19 protein-coding genes are annotated in these 21,224 nt (G+C 40.9%); 1 reads left to right on the top strand and 18 read right to left on the bottom strand.

The window, feature by feature from the left end; translation table 11 throughout:
* Positions 1-141 precede the first annotated feature (141 nt).
* The 14 genes from recA to AC503W_RS07675 all read right to left on the bottom strand — a co-directional run bounded on the left by recA (position 142) and on the right by AC503W_RS07675 (position 15,085).
* Positions 142-1,185, bottom strand: coding sequence for a recombinase RecA (recA, locus tag AC503W_RS07740; protein ID WP_402868461.1), 1,044 nt, complete (start codon positions 1,183-1,185; stop codon positions 142-144).
* A 348-nt stretch (positions 1,186-1,533) separates the two neighbouring features.
* On the bottom strand, positions 1,534-2,766 hold the full coding sequence (locus tag AC503W_RS07735) for a competence/damage-inducible protein A (protein WP_494916648.1): 1,233 nt from the start codon (positions 2,764-2,766) through the stop codon (positions 1,534-1,536).
* 16 nt (positions 2,767-2,782) lie between these two features.
* The gene (gene pgsA, locus AC503W_RS07730; protein WP_402956357.1) at positions 2,783-3,367 is read right to left on the bottom strand and encodes a CDP-diacylglycerol--glycerol-3-phosphate 3-phosphatidyltransferase; all 585 of its coding nucleotides are present in this window, start codon (positions 3,365-3,367) and stop codon (positions 2,783-2,785) included.
* A 174-nt stretch (positions 3,368-3,541) separates the two neighbouring features.
* Positions 3,542-4,453: a helix-turn-helix domain-containing protein gene (locus AC503W_RS07725; protein ID WP_494916642.1), complete on the bottom strand. Its 912-nt coding sequence runs from the start codon at positions 4,451-4,453 to the stop codon at positions 3,542-3,544.
* An 8-nt stretch (positions 4,454-4,461) separates the two neighbouring features.
* On the bottom strand, positions 4,462-5,253 hold the full coding sequence (locus AC503W_RS07720) for a DUF3388 domain-containing protein (protein WP_402868453.1): 792 nt from the start codon (positions 5,251-5,253) through the stop codon (positions 4,462-4,464).
* Between the two features lie 244 nt (positions 5,254-5,497).
* Positions 5,498-5,755: a DUF3243 domain-containing protein gene (locus tag AC503W_RS07715; RefSeq protein WP_402868451.1), complete on the bottom strand. Its 258-nt coding sequence runs from the start codon at positions 5,753-5,755 to the stop codon at positions 5,498-5,500.
* 82 nt (positions 5,756-5,837) lie between these two features.
* Positions 5,838-6,569, bottom strand: a complete 732-nt coding sequence (ymfI, locus tag AC503W_RS07710) for an elongation factor P 5-aminopentanone reductase (RefSeq protein ID WP_402987989.1) — start codon at positions 6,567-6,569, stop codon at positions 5,838-5,840.
* 14 nt (positions 6,570-6,583) lie between these two features.
* On the bottom strand, positions 6,584-7,870 hold the full coding sequence (gene yfmH / locus AC503W_RS07705; RefSeq protein WP_494916636.1) for an EF-P 5-aminopentanol modification-associated protein YfmH: 1,287 nt from the start codon (positions 7,868-7,870) through the stop codon (positions 6,584-6,586).
* Positions 7,870-9,150, bottom strand: coding sequence for an EF-P 5-aminopentanol modification-associated protein YfmF (gene yfmF, locus AC503W_RS07700; RefSeq protein ID WP_494916634.1), 1,281 nt, complete (start codon positions 9,148-9,150; stop codon positions 7,870-7,872). Before yfmF ends, yfmH begins: the two co-directional genes overlap by 1 nt.
* A 212-nt stretch (positions 9,151-9,362) precedes the next feature.
* The gene (locus tag AC503W_RS07695) at positions 9,363-10,322 is read right to left on the bottom strand and encodes an ABC transporter permease (protein ID WP_402987978.1); all 960 of its coding nucleotides are present in this window, start codon (positions 10,320-10,322) and stop codon (positions 9,363-9,365) included.
* The gene (locus AC503W_RS07690) at positions 10,323-11,393 is read right to left on the bottom strand and encodes an ABC transporter permease (RefSeq protein ID WP_402987972.1); all 1,071 of its coding nucleotides are present in this window, start codon (positions 11,391-11,393) and stop codon (positions 10,323-10,325) included. It abuts the gene before it with no gap.
* The gene (locus AC503W_RS07685; RefSeq protein ID WP_494916632.1) at positions 11,386-12,921 is read right to left on the bottom strand and encodes an ABC transporter ATP-binding protein; all 1,536 of its coding nucleotides are present in this window, start codon (positions 12,919-12,921) and stop codon (positions 11,386-11,388) included. Before AC503W_RS07685 ends, AC503W_RS07690 begins: the two co-directional genes overlap by 8 nt.
* Before the next feature lie 188 nt (positions 12,922-13,109).
* Positions 13,110-14,207 carry a BMP family lipoprotein gene (locus AC503W_RS07680; protein ID WP_427686368.1) on the bottom strand — a complete coding sequence of 366 codons (1,098 nt, stop codon included), beginning with the start codon at positions 14,205-14,207 and terminating at the stop codon, positions 13,110-13,112.
* Between the two features lie 152 nt (positions 14,208-14,359).
* The gene (locus AC503W_RS07675; protein ID WP_402868435.1) at positions 14,360-15,085 is read right to left on the bottom strand and encodes a GntR family transcriptional regulator; all 726 of its coding nucleotides are present in this window, start codon (positions 15,083-15,085) and stop codon (positions 14,360-14,362) included.
* A 313-nt stretch (positions 15,086-15,398) separates the two neighbouring features.
* Here AC503W_RS07675 and AC503W_RS07670 point away from each other — a divergent pair, with 313 nt between their 5' ends.
* The gene (locus AC503W_RS07670; RefSeq protein WP_402868433.1) at positions 15,399-15,698 is read left to right on the top strand and encodes a DUF6509 family protein; all 300 of its coding nucleotides are present in this window, start codon (positions 15,399-15,401) and stop codon (positions 15,696-15,698) included.
* A 35-nt stretch (positions 15,699-15,733) separates the two neighbouring features.
* Here AC503W_RS07670 and AC503W_RS07665 read toward each other — a convergent pair whose 3' ends face one another.
* The 4 genes from AC503W_RS07665 to AC503W_RS07650 all read right to left on the bottom strand — a co-directional run bounded on the left by AC503W_RS07665 (position 15,734) and on the right by AC503W_RS07650 (position 21,134).
* The gene (locus AC503W_RS07665) at positions 15,734-18,067 is read right to left on the bottom strand and encodes a DNA translocase FtsK (RefSeq protein ID WP_427686370.1); all 2,334 of its coding nucleotides are present in this window, start codon (positions 18,065-18,067) and stop codon (positions 15,734-15,736) included.
* Between the two features lie 221 nt (positions 18,068-18,288).
* Positions 18,289-18,516, bottom strand: a complete 228-nt coding sequence (locus tag AC503W_RS07660) for a YlzJ-like family protein (protein ID WP_427686372.1) — start codon at positions 18,514-18,516, stop codon at positions 18,289-18,291.
* The gene (locus AC503W_RS07655; protein WP_402868430.1) at positions 18,513-19,250 is read right to left on the bottom strand and encodes a ClpP family protease; all 738 of its coding nucleotides are present in this window, start codon (positions 19,248-19,250) and stop codon (positions 18,513-18,515) included. Before AC503W_RS07655 ends, AC503W_RS07660 begins: the two co-directional genes overlap by 4 nt.
* A 213-nt stretch (positions 19,251-19,463) precedes the next feature.
* Positions 19,464-21,134 (bottom strand): ribonuclease J, encoded by a 1,671-nt coding sequence (locus tag AC503W_RS07650; RefSeq protein ID WP_494916631.1) that lies wholly within the window; start codon positions 21,132-21,134, stop codon positions 19,464-19,466.
* Between the last annotated feature and the right edge of the window lie 90 nt (positions 21,135-21,224).

The raw sequence follows: 21,224 nt of genomic DNA, 5'->3' as shown, positions 1-21,224 counted from the left end.
TACTATGCATAGCAATTATGTATCAGTTTAACATAATTGAGGGCTGCAAAACCGCTTTAATTTTTGCAATTTTTCCATTTCAACGATCTTAAGGAATATAGAAAAGGCCTAAGCATAATTAGCTTAGGTCCTTTCCTACCATCAATCAAGTAGTTCAAGATGCTCCTCTTCAGCCTCTTTCGGGAGCTCAAACTCTCCATCTAGATTATAATGGTCCCTGATTTTTTGTGAGATTTCCTTAGCGATGTCCTGATTTTCTTTCAAGAACAATTTCGCATTTTCCCTACCTTGTCCCACACGCTCATCATTGTATGAATACCACGAACCACTTTTTAGGACGATATCCAGGTCTGCACCCATATCAATGATTTCGCCTTCCTGTGAGATTCCCTGACCATACATGATATCGACTTCCGCTTGACGGAAAGGTGGAGCTACTTTATTTTTAACGACTTTAATCTTTGTTTTATTACCAACGATTTCATTACCTTGTTTTAATTGTTCAGCACGACGCACTTCAAGACGAACAGTCGAATAGAACTTCAAGGCACGACCACCCGGAGTCGTTTCTGGATTCCCAAACATAATCCCGATCTTTTCACGAATCTGGTTAATGAAAATCGCAATGGTATTTGATTTATTGATAGCACCAGAAAGTTTTCTAAGGGCCTGTGACATCATACGGGCTTGAAGACCCATATGGGAATCTCCCATTTCTCCTTCGATTTCCGCTTTAGGAACAAGTGCTGCTACGGAGTCGATAACAATAATATCCACCGCACCACTTCTCACTAACGCTTCCGCAATCTCAAGGGCTTGTTCACCAGTATCAGGCTGTGAAAGCAACAATTCATCAATATTCACGCCAAGTTTTTCAGAATATGCTGGATCCAAGGCATGCTCAGCATCAATAAATGCAGCTGTTCCGCCAGTCTTTTGCACCTCTGCTATTGCATGCAAGGCAACAGTCGTTTTACCTGAACTCTCCGGTCCGTATATCTCAATGACACGGCCTCTCGGATAGCCACCTACTCCCAATGCTACATCCAACGCTAGAGACCCACTCGAAATCGTTGAGATTCTTCGATCGGACTGTTCTCCAAGTTTCATTACAGAACCTTTACCAAATTGTTTCTCAATTTGTTTTAACGCCATATCTAAAGCCGCTTGACGATCACTACTCACTTAAGTTCCTCCTCTATATTCAAATAATCGGCAGTCCGATTAAAGATGTTCTTACGTTAGCCATTCTTTGAGGACAAGGTCAATATCTTGTCTCAAAATCTATCTTAACTATATACTCTTTTTGCTATTTTGCCAAGCAAAAAGTCGAACATTCATTCGTTTTTTTCTTTTGGTTAAATCTTCATGAAAAAGTATTTTGTCTACGTGATTTTATCTTTTTCTATAAGATATCCGCTAATAAAATGCCTTTTTATTGAATAAACTGTTTTCTTCTTTTCCCTAATTCGACAAAATGAAAACTTCTAAGACATAAAAAACAGAGCCTTTTGAGCTCTGCTTTTATGTCGCTTATAAACCCCGTAATAAATAATGGCAACCATATTTTACACTTCTTACTCGGTTTTGCGCCCTGCTTCCAGATAAATTCAACTCTTCAAAGCGAGTGTCCCCACCCCGTAAGGAAATGCCAATGAATACAGTACCCACTGGTTTCCCTTCTTGTTCATCGGGTCCTGCCACTCCAGTAAAACTGATACCTACATCTGCATCAAGCTTCTCCCGTACCTTAGAGGCCATTTCCATGGCACACTCTCCGCTCACGACGCCATGAGTTGAAATGGTTCCTTCGCTTACGCCTAGCACATCCGCCTTTGCATCGTTTGTATAGCTGACAATACCGCCTTTGAACACTTTTCCAGCACCTGGTATGGTCGTTAACTGTTCTTGAAACATTCCACCGGTCAAACTTTCCGCCGCCGCGATCGTTAGCTTACGGACCGTTAATTCTTTAACCAGTTCTTTTATCAGCGATGTATTATCACTTCCATAATAATATTGACCGACCCGACTAAGGATTTCCTTCTCCGCTCCCAAAATAAGCTCTTCACACTTTTCTTTAGACGATTCTTTTGCTGTAATCCTTAAAGTCACTTCCCCTTCAGCTGCAAGTGGGGCAATGGTTGGATTGGTTTGGTCTACGAGAAGATCTTCTATCACCGTTTCCAGCTCCGCTTCCCCTATTCCGTAGAAACGAAGAACCTTCGAATCAATTCGTTCATGCTTTTCAAGCCTTTTCATGATTGCTTCATATCCGTAGTTTAAGAACATCGGTTCCATTTCGCTTGGTGGACCAGGAAGCAGCATATATGTGATTCCCGATTTAGCCAAGACCATTCCGGGTGCCATGCCATGGTCGTTTGGCAATACATCACAGCCTTCCAAGACAAGAGCCTGCTTCTTATTATTTTCAGTCATTGGACGACCGCGATTTTGAAAGTACGCTTCTATGGATTGTAGTGCATCCTCATCAAAAACGAGCTTTTTCCCAATGTGGCGAGAAATTGTCTCCTTCGTTAAATCATCCTTCGTTGGACCAAGGCCACCAGTAAAGACAATTAAGTTAGCCCGTGACTCAGCAATCTCTATGGCTTGTTGCAGACGACGGTCATTATCTCCGACGACAGTATGGTAAAAAACATTGACACCCATTTCAGCAAACTGTTGCGATAAAAACCTTCCGTTTGTATTGTTAATTTGCCCCAATAGAAGTTCAGAGCCTACTGCAATGATTTCTGCATCCATATCAACGACCCCTTCGTTACTTAGAATTAATGAAAGCTTGCTTGTTTTTCACAAAATAATCGGCGCCAGACCATATTGTAAAGATTAACGCAATCCATAGAGCGATATTGGCAAATGGAAGCGAAATAAAAGCAAAGGGCAGGTTATGAAGCAATAAAGCAGATATTGAGACAATTTGTGCCCATGTTTTAATTTTACCCAATTGGTTGGCCGCGACCACTTCACCCGTACCGGCTAAAACCAGGCGTAAACCAGTAACGGCAAATTCCCGACTGATAATGACGATGGCAATCCAGGACTGGCCATACATTAAATTTAAGTCAACTAAAACAATCAATGCTGCCGAAACAAGTAATTTATCGGCCAACGGGTCTAAAAACTTCCCTAAATCAGTAACCAAATTATATTTTCTTGCAAAATGACCATCAATCCAATCCGTAGTAGAAGCTATGATGAATAGTATAGCCCCCGCTAGATGCGCCACCGGCAATGTATACTCTCCCCAAGTAAGTGTTCCCCAAGAAAAAGGTACGAGCATGATGATTAAAAAAACTGGAATTAGACAGATTCTTGCTACTGTAATCTTATTAGGCAGATTCAAACTTTTAACCTCCAAAATATACGCTTGCTTTTAGGCAATGCGCTTTCCATCATTGTAATGTGGCCAATGGCCAAGTTTACCTATGTATAATTTACCTCAAAATCATTGATGTATGCCGGTTTAACATGGACATTTTCCATATAGAAAAGAGAAAAATAGTCATCTAAGAGATGACTATTCCGCTTTCGTAAATTGTATCGTAACCAATTGCGTAGTCATATCATTGGGTGAAATAGTATACTCAAGCTTTTCATCATTGACAAAAATTTCCGTTTCGTTTGCTCTACCAATATTAATGACAGCTTCTTTTTCTTCAGTAAAATCTATTTCCTCACTTTCATTTTCCTTGATTGTCCCTTGGAAAAGTAATTTCCCTTCACCATTTGTAATACCTACCCATGGCGAACCTTTAGAGGAAACTTTCAATTTGAAAGTATCCGAACCTTTTAACTCATACGTACTATTTTTACCGCTAGAACTGACAACAGTCAAATCCTGCTCAATCTTTTCTTCTTCTTTTTCTTCTACAGCATTGTCTTTATCCTTTTTATCAGCTGTATCTGTTTCTTCTTTCTGGTCTTTATCTACTTTTTCTTCTTTTTCGTTAAACTCATTACTTTCGTTATATCCAACCACTTCATTCGGTTTATCGCTCTTTTTATCATTGTCATTGGACTTACTCATACTATTGGAAACCAACACCCAAATCAATATAGCGACACCAATTACCACGATCACACCTAGGATTTTAGGCAACATCTCTACAAATTTGGAGTCTTTTGCCGGAATCGTCTTACGGGTTTGAACCCTTGAAAGCTGTTCAGGCAGTTCCTCGCTATAGACAGATGGCACGTCGCTCTTGAACTCCTCGAAGATTTCATCAGGGTCCAGACCTACAGCTTCACAATATTGCTTGATGAATGCCCGCACATAAAACTTTCCGGGCATCATACTATAATTCCCCTCTTCAATCCCTACAAGATACCGCTTTTGAATCTTTGTCAGTTCCTGTAAATCATCAAGGGTAAGCCCTTTGGCTTCCCTAGTTTCTTTTAATCGATTACCTAATTCAGTCAAATAAAACACCTGCCATTTTAAAAGTCAAAGGATCCAAATTCCGAACCAGAAAACTGATCTTTTTGGTCCACAACTTCATATGTAATTTCTTCTTCTGGATTGTTTCTTAGTTCAATAATATAATCAAAGTCTTCGAGCGTATACTCCGTATTTTGAACAAACACATCTGGATGTTCAATGACTTTGACAGCATCAAGCCTCATTATTTCACGGATAAGCTGCCAATGTCTCTCATTGGCGCGACGGGTTGATACAATTCCGTCTAGAATAAACAAATTATCATTATTGTACTCATCCTCGATAAGTTGACTGCGAATCGTCTGCTTTAGAAGGGTAGATGACACAAACAACCATCTTTTATTCGCACAAACGCTTGATGCAACTATCGATTCGGTCTTTCCGACTCGGGGCATTCCTCGAATACCGATTAACTTGTGACCTTCTTGTTTGAATAGTTCGGCCATAAAGTCCACCAGTAAGCCCAATTCATCACGAACAAATCTGAATGTGTTTTTTTCATCAGCATCACGTTGTATATAACGGCCATGTCTGACCGCAAGCCGATCGCGTAATTTGGGTTCTCTAAGTTTAATGACCTTTATCGTATCCATCGTATGGAGAATGGACTCAAATCTCTCTATATTTCGGCTGTCGTTTGCCCTTAAAAGCAAACCTCGCCTGCCTTGGTCGACACCGTTAATAGTGATGATATTAATGGATAGCATACCCAGCAAAGATGATATGTCCCCTAATAAACCTGGACGGTTAACTTGAATTTCATATTCAAAATACCATTCTTTTTTCTCCACGATAACACTCCTTAAGCCTAGAAGCTTTTATCCAACCATCGAGTATTACTTATCCGTCATACTATTTCATCTTCTTTACTTTTAAATTATTACTGTCTAGATTCTATAATATAGTATTTCTTGATAAGTTAAAAGGAAAAACCCTATAAAAAATCTCCATTTTCATTGAAGGATAGCGGAATATTTTATATAACCAAGATAAAGGCCCCATTACAAGGGTAACGGGGCCTTTATCTTTACATATTTACTTTGTTCCGTTGTTCTCGACTAACTTGACCATTACATTTGCCATTGCTTGTTTTTCCTCATCGCTCGCAACGGACCAAAGATCAGCTAGCACTTTTTCTTGGTCGTTTTGGGGCTCAACCTGCTTAGCTAAGTAATCACCGATTTCGAAAGCCAAGCTATTTACTGTCTCATCATTCAACCCTTGGCGTTCACCCTCATTAAGACGATCTCCCAAGAAATTTTTCCATTGATCCCAATTGTCTAATACAGACATGTGTGGTCACCCTTTCCTTCAAAATAGTACAAGTATATTTTGTGAAGGAAACGATGAAATTATGCATCTTTAAAAATTTTATTCAAGTGTACCAACCGCCATTTACACCAAGGATTTGCCCGGTTATATAAGAAGCCTTATCGGAAAGTAAATAGGAAACGGCTTCCGCCACTTCCTTGGCACTCCCCATCCTGCCCATTGGGATGTCCCCTTTAATGATTTCCAAATCCTCAGCACTAAAAGATTCCAGCATGGAAGTTGAAATCGCGCCAGGGGCGACGGCGTTTACACGAAGTCCATTTAATGATACTTCTTTGCTTAATGCCTTGATAAAGGCATTTTGCCCTCCCTTGACCATCGAATAAAGCACTTCACATGAAGCACCTGTCTGACCCCAGATGGATGTAACTGCGACGATGGCCGCCTTTTCTTGATACATTAATTTAGGCAACAATTCCTTGGTTAATTGAAAAGGGCTGGTCACATGTAGCTGAACCATTTCATTGACAATCTGCTCAGTCATGTCTGATATGAGGCCATAATAACTATTCCCGCTATTAAGGACGATGGCATGAAGAGCAAATATATTTTCCACCAATTTTTTGTAACCGTCCCCGGTAGACAAATCTGCCTGAATCGGGATGAGTTCGACCTGAAATGGACGAAGTTGTTCAATTAGATCATGAATGGCTTCCTCATTGCTATTGTAATGTAAATAAAGTGAATAATTTTCTTCCGCAAGTTTTAAAGCAATTTCCCTGCCGATTCCTCCGCTAGCTCCCGTTATAAGGGCAAAACGCTTTTCCACTTTCATGCCCCCTCTATATGTTATTTAGGAAGTACCTCACAGACCGTCATCCGCTCAACGGAGATTAGATCCTTGGCAATCTGTTCGATGTCTTCCATTTTAAGTTTTTCCAAAACTGCTACCACATCGAATAATTTCATCTCATTGAATGCATACCGCGTAAATTGGTTGGCAATATATTCGGGTGAATTCAGTGAGCGAAGGAAAGAACCAATTTTTTTCTTAATTGTTCTTTGCAAACTTTCTTCACTTAAACCAGTACCTTTTTTAGAATTCTCCAGGATTTCCAACAAAGACTTTGTTAATTTTTCAGGATTGGCCGTGTCTCCACCAATTAAAGCGAAACCAAACCCTTGTTCCTGGGTATAATCATACGAGAAGCTTTGATCAATCAATCCCTCCTCATACAGGCCTTCATGAAGGGATGAACTTTTCCCGAACAGCATTTCTAAGTATATATTCGTTGCCAGTTCCCGCTTCAAAAGTTGTTCGCCTGTTTGAAAAACATTATTGGCCTTGATTCCAATCATCACTTTCGGTGTTTGAACATTCATTTTTAAAATGTCCTTATCCTTAGCTACTGTATCGGGCTCCTTTTCGAATCTCCGTTCGATTTCCGGTTGTTCCCGGTAGTCTTTACCGTTTTGATTATCCCGTATCTGCTTCATCGTTTTCTCCACATCCACTGGTCCTACAACGAATAATAGCATGTTGCTTGGATGATAGAACGTATTGTAACAATCATAAAGCATGTCTTTCGTAATATCTGCGATTGATTCGACTGTGCCTGCGATGTCGATCTTCACAGGATGGTGATGGTACATGTTCGCAATCGTACCAAAATATAAACGCCAATCAGGGTTGTCATCATACATATTAATTTCTTGCCCAATAATGCCTTTTTCCTTCTCGACGGTCTTCTCGGAGAAATAAGGTTCTTGGACGAAGTCTATTAATGTGTTTAAGTTCCTTTCAAAATCCGATGTGCTCGAAAAAAGATAAGCCGTCCTTGTAAACGATGTGAAGGCATTGGCGGACGCACCCTGCTTAGAGAATTGTTGAAACACGTCTCCGTCTTCTTTTTCAAATAACTTATGCTCTAAGAAATGGGCAATACCATCCGGAACTTTTGTAAATCCTTTTTGGTTCAATGGTTTGAAATGGCTGTCAACTGAACCGTACTTTGTCGTAAACGTGGCGAATGATTTGTTAAACTCTTTTTTTGGAAGAATATATACCTCTAATCCATTCTCCATTTTTTCATGATAGAGCTCTTCTTTTAATTGGGCGAATTCAATTTTTTCCATTATTTTTGCACCTCCGTTCCAGATAGGAAGTAAATTGTATCTAGCTCAATCTTTTGGCCAACTTTGATAATATCTTCCTTGGTTGTCTGTTCCGTTTTTTCAAACCATTCATCAAGTGAGATATCTTTCCCCGATAGGACATTATGATAGAGGATTTCAACTAATCCCCTTGATACATCAATGGTTTCTAGAAGTTGATTTTTAATGACAGCTTTCGTTTGCTCCAATTCTTCTTCCGAAAAATTCCCTTGCTTCATTTCCTTCATTTGTTCATGAATGATATCTATCGCCTGCTTATAGTTAGCATTTTCGATGCCAGCCATCACCATTAGGAGTCCCTTATGACTTTCAAGTCTTGAGGCAGCATAATAAGCCAGGCTTGCTTTTTCCCTGACATTGATGAAAAGTTTTGAATGTGAAAAGCCGCCAAAAATCCCATTAAACAGCTGGAGGGCATAATAGTCGGTATCTCCATATGAAATATGCGTCCGATACCCCATATTCAACTTCCCTTGTTTCACATCAGCACTCTCAATGATTTCTTGTTCTTTCTCAACTTTATCCCCTGTATTTCTTTGAAGTCGGGCCGGAACCCGTTCCGGAAGGGAAATATATCGGTCAGCCAGCTTCTCCACTTCTGATTCATCAATATCACCAATGACATACAGATCGATATCATCCTGAGCCAGCATTTTTTCATAAAAAGCATAAAGTGATTGTGGAGTAATGGTCTCCAGGTCTTCTAAATTGCCACTGGCCTCCAAAGCATATGGCTCATTTTTACACATTTCCTCGACAAGACGAGTAGCGGAGTATCTCATTTTATCATCATAGATTGACTGAATACGTTGCCTTAATGACCTGATTTCATTGGTAACAGTCTTGGCATCAAAAGCCCCTCCATTTGTTTTGGGATGAAAGATCACTTCAGAAAGCAACGCAAAAGCTTTTTCCAGAAGGGGGGTCGGGTCGCTTAAGAACTTTTCGTTGACGATATCAATGGTAAAGCTCACGACTTGATATTCCCCTTTTTTTGCCACATCGACGTAAAAGCCCGCTCCATATAGATCATCCAAATAAGACCGAAGCTCGGGCGTAGTTGGGAATTTACTTGTACTGCTTTGAAGCACATATGGCAATAAAGCACGGTATGTAACGGAATCCTTAGTCAGTGGAGCTTTCATTTTCAACACGAGCGTGTTTGTTTTATATTTATCCGTATGGACAATATGCAGCTTATATCCGCTTTTTTCTGTAACTGTGTCGGATGCAATAGACATGAATTAATCCTCCTCGATATGGAATGCATTCTTAATTAAGTTATTGTTTGTAGATACGTAATCTTTTAAACATCTCCTTAAAATATACATGTCAAAGGAAAATTCATGCAAGTTGCAGGTACTTTTTTTGTAAAAGTTCCAACTTAACTATCTTTACTCTGTCCCTGACATGAAAAAAACGGTCAGCATTATAATAGCTGACCGTCAAACTTTTATCTGTTTCCTTTGATATACGGCTGACCAGATGCCTTAGGTGCATCTGCGCGACCGATGAATCCAGTTAATGCGATAATTGTTAGAACATAAGGCGCAATTAATAGATAGACAGATGGTATGTCTTTAAAGAATGGTAAGCTTGATCCCACAATACTCAAGCTTTGAGCCAGTCCAAAGAATAAGGCGGCTCCCATAGCCCCGATTGGGTGCCACTTACCAAATATCATGGCCGCAATAGCCATGAACCCTTGACCATTGATGGTCGCATGGTTGAATTCATTAGAAAAGATGGTCGCATATATTGCTCCGCCGATTCCCCCAAAAGCACCTGAAAGAAGAACGCCTGCATACCGAATTTTCGTAACGTTGACACCCATCGTATCAGCGGCCATCGGGTGCTCCCCTACAGCCCGGATTCGTAAGCCGAACGGCGTTTTATAAAGGATATACCATACGACAAATGAAATTAAAATAGCGATATAGACGATATAGTATCCATTCGAGAAGAAGATTGGACCGATGAATGGGATATCGCTTAATAATGGGACATCAATCCTCGGGAATGTTTCCGTAATACGATCTGTTTGTCCTTTATCATAAATCAGCTTGACTAAAAACATCGTGAGCCCGACTGCCAATAAGTTGATGGCGACCCCACTAACCGTTTGGTCCGCCCTGAATGTGATCGACGCAACGGCATGGAGAACCGAAAATAACAATCCGGCAACCATAGCGGCTAAAACTGCCAGCCACGGAGTCCAAGCGCCAAATGTTTCGGCAAAGGTTAAGTTAAATACAATCCCGGTGAAAGCACCAATGACCATTAATCCTTCTAACCCAATATTGATGACGCCAGCCCGTTCAGAAAATACTCCGCCGAGTGCCGTGAATATAAGCGGAGCAGCTAGGGCGATCATTGATGGTACAATAATTTGTAAAACTTGATAAAAGTCCACTTATTTCACCCCTTTCTTAAAACGATTGGCAATCCAACGAATAAAGTAACTGGATGCTACGAAGAAGATGATCAATGCAATGACAATGTCTACAATTTCACTAGGTATGCCTGTTTCAAGTGGCATGTTCAATGCCCCGGCTTTTAGTCCACCGAATAATAAGGCTGCCAACACAACACCGATGGCCGTATTCGCTCCGAGTAACGCGACTGCGATACCATCAAATCCCATACCTGTGAATCCGCCTTTTACGGCAGCATATCCGAATGTACCCAATCCTTCCATCGCTCCAGCAAGACCAGCGAATGCACCTGAAATGACCATGGATAGGATAATGTTCTTATTGACGCTCATCCCTGCGTACTCAGATGCATGCTGATTAAATCCAACCGCTTTCAATTCAAAACCGGTTTTGGTTTTTTCTAAAATGAACCACATGATGATCACACATATGATGGCTACGACAATTCCCCAGTGCATCCGGGAATAATCGGTCATACTTTCAAAGAAAGGTGAACGAAGAGAAGCAGAATCAGCAATTCTCTCTGTTTTATCCAGCTTGTCCGTCAATACGTTCCGGATTAAATAGTTCGTTACATATAAGGCCGTATAATTTAGCATGATAGAAACGATTACTTCGTGTACACGAAATTTCGCTTTTAAATACCCCGGGATAAAGGCCCACAGAGCTCCTGCAGCGGCCCCTGCTAAAATCGCTAAAGGTAAATGAATGATCCCAGGAAGTTCAAAAGCAATTCCTACCCATACTGCAGCCAGCCAGCCTACGATTAATTGTCCTTCAACACCGATATTGAATAGACCCGTACGAAAAGCAAAAGCGACCGCCAAACCGGTAAGGATATAAGGGATGATCGTCCTGACTGATTCTCCCACATAATAAGAATCCCCAACAATGCCGCCAAGCATGGAACCATATCCTGCAATTGGATCGTATCCACTGACCAACATGATGATAGCCCCTACAATTAAACCGAGGATGACGGCAATCACCGGGTTTAGTAATTTGGATAAATATTTAGATACAAACTTCATGATTTTGTCTTTAGTCATGTTGTTTCTCACCTGCTCCCGTCCGTTTACTGCCAGCCATAAGAAGCCCAAGTTCCTGTTCTGTCGTTTCTTTAGGATTGACAATGGCCACGATTTCTCCCTCGTATATAACAGCAATTCTATCGCTCACATTCATGATTTCATCCAGTTCGAATGAGATGATAAGTACCGCCTTGCCCGCATCACGTTGTTCAATCAAACGTTTATGAATAAATTCAATCGCTCCAACATCGAGTCCTCGAGTGGGCTGTGCGGCAATCAATAAATCCGGGTTTCTATCAACTTCCCGGCCGATGATTGCTTTCTGCTGGTTTCCTCCCGATAGAGCCCTTGCAGGTGTATACTCACTTGGTGTACGAACATCATAAGATTTAATTAAAGAACGGGCTTTTTCGAATATTTTTCTTGAATTCAAGATTCCACCTTTGGAAAATGGCTGTTGATAATACGTTTGCAGGACAATGTTTTCCCCAATGCTATAATCGAGGACCAAGCCATGCTTATGACGGTCTTCCGGGATATGTCCTACCCCTGATTCCGTAATTTTCCGTGGTTTTAGATTCCGGATTTCCTTGCCATTCAATTGAATGCTACCAGCTGTCGTTTTCCTTAAACCGGCCAAAGCCTCAATGAGTTCGGATTGACCATTGCCATCCACTCCTGCGATACCGACGATTTCTCCAGCACGGACGGTTAAATCCAGGTTCCTTACGGCTGAAACTCCCCTGGCATCCTTCACTTCAAGTCCTTTTACATCTAAAACGACATCCGTTGGGGCACCTTCCGTTTTTTCCGTTTTAAATAGGACTTCCCGGCCAACCATTAAACTAGCTAGTTCATTGGGGTTTGTTTCACTGACAGTAACCGTCCCGATTCCTTGTCCTTTACGGATGACTGTCACACGATCACAAACTTCCATGATTTCCTTAAGTTTGTGGGTGATCAAAATGATAGATTTCCCTTCTCTAACGAGCGCCTTCATAATCGTTATCAGCTCTTTAATCTCTTGAGGGGTCAATACGGCCGTAGGTTCATCGAATATGAGAATCTCTGCCCCACGGTAGAGTGTTTTCAAAATTTCGACACGTTGTTGCATCCCTATCGAAATGTCGGCAATTTTCGCATGAGGGTCAACACGAAGCTGGTATTGTTCCGATAGTTTCCGAACTTCTTCACTCGCCTCTTTTAAATCGATTTTCCCAGCCTTTGAAGGTTCTTTTCCCAAAATGATATTTTCAGTGACAGTAAAAGGATCAACAAGCATAAAATGCTGATGCACCATCCCGATTCCTAAATCATTTGCAATATTCGGACTTGTGATTTTATGGGGCTCTCCATTCACTCGAATTTCCCCTTGTTCTGGTTGGTAAAGACCAAACAGAACATTCATCAATGTCGATTTTCCGGCACCATTTTCACCCAATAATGCGTGAATCTCCCCTTTTTTCACTTGAAGGGTTACATTATCATTAGCGACGATTCCAGGAAACTCCTTTCGGATGTTCAGCATCTCAATTACATAATCCACGTATAATCAACCCCTAAATGAGTGTATATGAAACTTAACTAGAAGATTGGCTTATCCCTACCTTATTAGAAAAAACCAAATGAGAAACTATGAATCTTTCATAGTCTTTCATTCATTTTTTTCCATCAGCGTTTTTGGGGAAAAGAAGGAATAGGAAAATGTTCCCTACTCCCTCTCAATCTTTCTGATTATAATTCTTCTTGGAATTTTTTGAATTCATCATCAGTGCCAGGAACCACTAAATCACCTGACTTGATTTTTGCAGTCCATTCTTCTACTGCTTTTAAAGATTCTTCAGATACATTGTCTTTCGATTCAGAAATGCCTACACCATTCTCTTCGATACCATATTCAATGGTTTCTCCGCCAGGGAATTTTCCATCCTTCGCTTTTGTAGAAAGGTCTTTAACCGCAATATCAACGCGTTTGATCATGGATGTTAATGTAACATTTTCATCTGTTCCTGGAACATCTCCCAGTTTAACTTGATCACTATCCACACCAATTACATAAATTTCTCTCTTAGGATCTTTTTGTTTTTGTTCCACTGCTTCAGTGAATACACCTTTACCCGTACCGCCAGCAGCATGATAAATGATATCAGCTCCTGAAGAGTACATAGACCCAGCAGTAGATTTACCGATATCAGCCTTATTGAAATCACCGGCATACTTGACTTCTACTTTTGCTTTCGGGTTTACTGCCAATACACCAGCTTTGAATCCGATTTCGAATTTTTTGATTAATTCGGATTCAACTCCGCCGATAAAACCGACTTTGTTCGTTTTCGTTTGAAGTCCAGCTATAACCCCAACCAAGAAGGAACCTTGCTGTTCTTTGAAATTAATACTTGCAACATTCGGTTTATCCACAATAGTATCAACGATAGCAAAATGTGAATCAGGACGTTGGTCAGCTACTTCTTCAACTGACTCTGCTAATAAGAAACCAATGGCATAAATCAAACTGTAATCTTCGCGGACAAGCGTATTCAAGTTCTTTGCATAGTCAGCATCCGATTTTGATTGCAGGTAATTGTATCCATCCTTACCTTTTTTCAAGTTATTTTCTTTCCCGAAGTCCTGAATTCCTACCCAAGCGGATTGGTTGAAAGACTCATCATCAACCCCACCCGTATCGGTCACCATCGCTACTGTGAAATTATCTTTCTTGTCTTTCCCAGTAGAAGATTCTTTATCATCGTCCTCTGAATTACCACAAGCCCCCAATAATGTACCAGCAGCAAGAACAAGCGAAAGAGCTAAACCCAATTTACGCTTTTTCATTTTTTTTCCTCCTAAGATTGATAGTTTGAGCAGGAATGTTCTGAAAAGTCATTCATGTTTGCGTTTTCAATGGTCCGCAAAAAACGAAACGGTTAACGGTGTGCCATAGTGGTAACAAACGTTTGCATTCATCCTTATGTAAGGGACTATGCCTACACCCGTTTCCGAAGGACATGAAAACTGAACATATTGGCTTTAAAGTAGTTAACAGAATACAAGATAGGCTGGTCCCAGTCATCCAGATGCATCTGCTTTAGAACGAGCAAGGCAGCTTCAGGCGTACATTTAAGGATAGGAGAAACCTTCTCATGGTATCCGATAGGCTCTATTTCAGCTACGGCATGGGTGATTTTCCTATCAGCGTCCCTTTCCAATATATCAAAAAGAGACTCATCATTACGGTCGAAATTCACCGAGAGAATAGATTCAGGAATTTTATCGATACAGTAGATGACAGGCTCACCATTCGCTGTTCTCACACGTTCAATGATCACGATGCGTTCATCCGGTGTACATGAAAACCTGCGGATATCCTCTTCTGTTGGTTCTTGAGTCGTCGAACTTAAGAAAAACGTCCCCGGCTTCATCCCTGCCTCCTCAATCATATCCGTGACACTTTTTAGTTGCTCGATACCCGAAGTGAACCGTGGCTTAGGATTGACGAAGGTTCCGACTCCATGGCGGCGAATGATGATATTTTCTTCTTCTAAAATTCGCAGTGCTTCACGAAGCGTCGCTCTACTCACTCCTAGCTTTTTTGCAAGATCGAATTCAGAAGGAAATTTTTCATTTTCCTTGTAAACTCCTGATTCAATATCTTGCTTCAGGTAATCAATGACCTGCAAATATAAATGTCGACTATCTGATTTAATAGACATACAGTTTCCCCCAGCTTGTTTCTTAAGACATCAGACATCTGATGTTGAATCATTCCTACTAATCGAAAATAATATAACATTTTTTCAACTATAAATAAATAGAGTTTTACTAATTAACTGAAAAGAATTTAGTAGAATATACCCCCCTATTTTCTTCCACGTAGTAAAAACGTTGCAAATCTTACGATTATTTGCCCTAATCCAACTATTGGTCATGGGTAAAATTCTTATTGCTAAAATGACACTGCTTTCTTTCCAAGAATCCGTTTTGCTGTATAATAGAACTTATCTTCTTTGAAGGGATGATCGAATTATGTTAAACATTACAGAATATACCGTAGAAAAATTGACCGACCCATTCGGAATCTTATCCGGAGACCGCTTTGAATACTTTTTAGATATTGAAGTTCCGGAAGAGGACGAACTCTTTTCAGAGAACGGTTTATATATCCGGGTTTTATTTGTTGTCGAAGAACAGAATGGCAGACTTGTTAAATATGACATTCTAGAAAAAGGCAGCGATCAACTGTTTGATTTCGAGTTAGAAGATGAAGAAGTAGCCATGATTACTGCCTTCTGCCTAGAGCATCTAGACGAAGCGACAGTAAATTAAAAAATACCGGGCAGCTGCCCGGTATTTTTTTATACCTAAGATAAATGTGCTTCATCATGATCATCTTTGGAAATTAACACATTACGTGGTTTACTTCCTTCATATGGACCGACGATTCCCCTTGCTTCCATTTCATCGATTAACCTTGCAGCCCGCGTATAGCCAATCCTGAAACGACGCTGAAGCATCGAGACAGAAGCTGTCTGCATTTCGGTAATTAAAGCCACCGCTTCCCCATATAAACTATCTTCGACTTCACCGCTTGACGTCTCCGGTATCTCATCCGGAATCATTTCTTCGTTGTACTGAGCTTTCTGTTGGGAAATGACGAAAGTGACCACTTCTTCAACTTCATGATCGGATAAGAAAGCCCCTTGGACGCGAATTGGTTTTGAAGATCCAACAGGTAAAAATAGCATATCTCCACGTCCTAGCAGTTTCTCCGCACCTCCCATATCGAGTATGGTTCTTGAATCCGTTGAGGAGGAGACACTAAAAGCGATCCTGGATGGGATGTTGGCCTTGATGACACCCGTAATAACATCTACAGAGGGTCGCTGAGTGGCTATGATTAAGTGGATGCCCGCTGCCCTTGCCATCTGTGCAAGACGTGTGATAGCATCCTCCACGTCATTTGAAGCCACCATCATCAAATCAGCCAGTTCATCGACTATCACTACTATATAAGGTAACAACGGTTGTTTGGAATCTTCCTCACTGTTAAAACGGTTTACGTAATCGTTATAGCCTTCTATATTACGCGTACCCGTATGTGAAAAGAGCTCGTAGCGTCGTTCCATTTCACTGACCACTTTTTGCAAAGCTTGGGCCGCTTTTTTCGGATTAGTCACGACTGGTGCCAGTAAATGTGGAATCCCGTTATAGACATTGAGTTCCACCATTTTCGGATCAATCATCATCATCTTCACTTCATGAGGTTTTGCCCGCATCAAGATACTTGTGATAATGCCGTTGATACAGACGGATTTACCACTGCCTGTAGCCCCCGCTACCAGTAAATGGGGCATTTTATTTAGTTCCGCCTTAACCGCTTCACCGGAAATATTTCGGCCTAGACCAATTTGCAGCTTGGCATCCGGCTTGTCCACTTCTTTTGCATCCAATACTTCTCTAAGGGAAACCATTGCCACCTCGGAATTCGGTACCTCAATCCCAATCGCCGATTTACCTGGAATCGGTGCTTCCATCCGGATATCTTTAGCTGCAAGTGCCAGTGCAAGGTCATCGGAAAGGCTCACTATTTTACTGACTTTCACCCCTACATCCGGATGCACTTCATATTTAGTGACAGCCGGTCCCAAATAAACTTGAGTGACTCTTGCTTTGACCCCAAAGCTCTGAAAAGTGCGTTCGAGCTTTGCCGCATTTTCATGAATTAATTGATACTCTCCACTTTGATCCGTTTTTTTCGGTTGCGATAACAAGGAAAGTGGCGGTAGAGCATATTCTTTATTTTCTACTTCCGTAAAATCGATGGCGGGAACAGGATCGTCATGTTCTTCTTCAACTTCAGCCGAAGGTAGCGTTTCAGCAGACGGTTGTTCATCCTTTTCATCATCACCGTATGCTTTATCTGCAAAGCTTGAAATAATACGCTCTGTCGCCACTTGTTGTGTCTCTTCTACCTGCTGTATGGCATGAACCTCTTCTTCCACTGGTTCTTTTTCACGTTTTTTCTTTTTGACCGGATCTTTTTTCTTCTGTTTCTTATCGTTATTCCAGGTTTTCATATCATCACTAAACGCGGTCCATTGCCTTTTAACAAAGCTACCAAGGGCGAAGGCAAATTTACCAAGAGTATCGCCTAGTGTTTTCCCAGTCAGTAATACAATCCCAATGATTATTAGGACGATGGATACGATTTTTGAACCCGCTTCATCGAACAAGAAATAAGAAGCAGCGAATAAAACAGCACCAACCATCCCACCGCCAAGATCCTTTGTGCTAGCATTTCCGGTCACTTCCATCCAGAACAATTCCCAAGTATTCGAAATGACACTTGGCTTTGCGAAAGGACCACCTTCGGCCAATAAATTAAAGAGGGTGACATGACTAAGCAGTAGCATACTCGCAACAATGAAATACAAGCCAATTAACTGCCGTTTCAGTAAATATGGAACTTCTCTTTTAATCATCAAATAAAAGCCCGCCGCTATTGCCCCTAATAAAAAGAGAATATACCACTCCCCCATAAAGAAACGGACTAAAAGGACGGTACCATTTCCCACTGCCCCTAGTTTTGCAATGGCAATGACGGCCAGACTTATTATGATTAGGCCAATCAATTCATATTTAAGCGTAATCTTTAATTTTTCTGTACTTTTCTTTTTCCTTTTTTTCTTCTTCACCATAAAATCACCTGATTCTTCTTGAAACTTCTTTTTTCCATTCATATGGTACAACTCAATAGGAAACAAACGTTCGTTCAACGATTATATCAAAAAAATATCATGTTGTCCCTTGATCGTGTCTTATCTAACATGAAAAAACAAACCAATGAATAAAGCAGCCAAAGGGCTGCTAATTTTTTCATTAGTATATCATAATTTCTCTCCGTTGGTCCTTTTTTCTAATTTCTCAACGCTTCGAATACATTGACGACTTCACCAGGCTGTACATTGGTCTTCATGTAATCCTCAGGATTCGTACTCACGATCCGATCAATGCGAAACGAACTTCCTCCTTCATGTTCCACCATAACATGAACCCCATTCACCTTCATTTCAATCATTTGTGCAATTTTCTCATGGGGATGAGGGAAGATGATTTCTTCTGGAACAATCGTATAAAGTGTCATTGCAGTAGCCCCTCTTCTCCTTTATTTGTACTTCTTTCCTCCATGAATTCATTCAGTTTCCTCATCGCCTGCCCTACTCCTCCGACACCATCAATCATTCCTACATCGACCGCTTCCACCCCGATTACATTCGTGCCTATATCCCTCGTTAAATTTCCTTTAGCGAACATTAGATCTTTAAAACTGTCTTCGGTAACATTGGAATGCCGTGTGACAAACTTTATGACCCGTTCCTGCATTTTATCTAAGTATTCAAATGTTTGCGGTACTCCAATGACCATACCTGTCAACCTAATAGGATGGATCGTCATGGTCGCCGTCTCTGCTATAAAGGAATAATCACAAGATACAGCAATCGGCACCCCAATGGAATGTCCGCCTCCTAAAACGATGGAGACGGACGGCTTAGACAAGGAAGCTAACATCTCGGCAATGGCTAGTCCCGCTTCCACGTCTCCTCCGACGGTATTTAAAATGACAAGTAACCCCTCAATATTAGGATTTTGTTCAATCGCAACAATTTGAGGAATAACATGCTCATACTTTGTCGTTTTATTTTGTGGAGGAAGTTGCATGTGACCTTCAATTTGACCAATGATCGTCAAACAATGGATTTTTGAATCTTTCGATAATTGCGGGACACTTGTTGTTCCCAACTGCTGAATCTTCTCAATTAAAGTTGAATTTTTACCTTCCTGTCGTCCTTCATTTTCATTTGGTAATGGTGTATCCACTTATGGCAACCCCTTTCTCAAAAGCCTATGCCCTTATTATGTCTCGAGTCTTAAACTTCATTCTTCCAGTCAGATAGCCTGCATGAGAAAAAGCCTTGCCCCTTATAAAAATCGAAAGGAATACAAAAAGGCAGAAACGTTGTATGAACGTTGCCGCCTTTTGCATTTTCGCTTATTTTACTTGAAAAAGGGGGTATGAAAATCCCTTCTTTATTAATATTCCATGATGATGGGTAATATCATCGGACGACGCTTTGTTTTTTCATAGAAGAATTGGTTTAGCGCATCACGCATTTCCTGTTTCAGCGTGGACCAATCGAAAGGCTGACGAGAACCGTTTTTCTTCACTATCTCATTGACAATGGCTGTTGCTTCCGTCATCATTTTTTCTGATTCACGTACATATACGAATCCACGGGAGATGATTTCCGGACCTGCAGCAATGCTCTTATCTTGTCGATTCAACGTGACCACAACAATCAATATACCATCTTGTGATAACAGACGGCGATCACGGAGTACGATATTCCCGACATCACCAACACCACTGCCATCAATTAAAATATTTCCAGCAGTTACCTTGCCTGAAAGGGCAATCTTATCACCATTCATTTCAATGACGTCACCTTTTTCAGCAATCATAATGTTTTCCGGCTTGATTCCGGCAGAGATACCTACTTTTTGGTGAGAATAAAGGTGACGGTATTCCCCATGTACCGGTATGAAAAACTTAGGGTTCATCAGGTTGATCATCATTTTCAATTCTTCCTGACTACCATGGCCCGTAACATGGACCTTATATTTATTAGAAGAAACGACTTCCGCACCCACCCGGTAAAGTAAGTCGACGGTTTTTGATAGAATGAGTTCTCCACCCTGTAGTGGGGACGCACTGATCAAGACCGTATCCCCTTTCTTAATCGTAACTTGCTTATGAGTCTGCTTCGCCATTTTTTGAAGTGCCGCTATCGGCTCCCCTTGATGACCCGTTGATAGCACCACAATTTCACGGTCTTCGTATTGGTTGATTTCACTGATCGGAATGATTAAATCTTCTTCCACTTTTAAGTAACCTAGATTTAAGGCTGTTTCATATACCCGCTTCAGACTTTTTCCAACAACGGCCACTTTCCTCTTATTCGCTGCAGCCGCGTTGAAAACATGCTGAATTCGATTTACGTTCGAAGCAAAGCAGGCAACGATAATTCTTCCGGATGTGGAACGGAAAGCTTCGGTAATATCCTTGGCCACTACCGCTTCGGATGGTGTATAGCCTGGTTTCTCCGCTCCTGTGCTATCAGATAGGAGACACAGGACCCCTTCTTCTCCTATACTTGCCATTTTGCCTATTTCCGGTTTATACAGTTCGGTCGCAGCTTGATCAAACTTGAAATCACCGGTGTAGACGATGGCCCCTTCACGGGTATGGATGACCACTCCCACAGAATCAGGGATACTATGGTTCGTACGGAAAAAGGAAACAGCAGCCTCTGGGAAACTCAAAAGGGAATCAGAGTCAATCTCAGTAAAAATTGCCCGGCCATTAAAGCCATCTTCCTTCAACTTAGTCTTAATCAGCGCTAGTGTTAACTTTGTCCCATAAACAGGAACAGGTAAATACTTCAATACATAAGCTAGGGCTCCCATATGATCTTCATGACCATGCGTTATAAAAATCCCCTGAATCCGTTCTTTGTTATCCATCAAATAAGAAATATCAGGTATAACAGCATCGATGCCAAGCATTTCTTCTTCCGGCAACATCAAACCTGCATCCAAAAGATAAAGGTCATCGTTCACCTCAACTACATACATATTTTTACCAAGTTCCCCTTGTCCCCCAAGAGAAATCACTTTAATTCCATTATTTTTATCTTTACCCAATCGAATATCCTCCTTAAAAAATAGCCGTTCATAAGTTCCAATGATTTCATTATAACTCAAGTTCAAAAAACATGACAACACATACCATTT

The sequence above is a fragment of the Peribacillus suis genome, assembly GCF_059384845.1.
The sequence above is the reverse complement of the archived record's forward strand: the minus strand, read 5'-3'. Positions and strand labels throughout refer to the sequence as shown.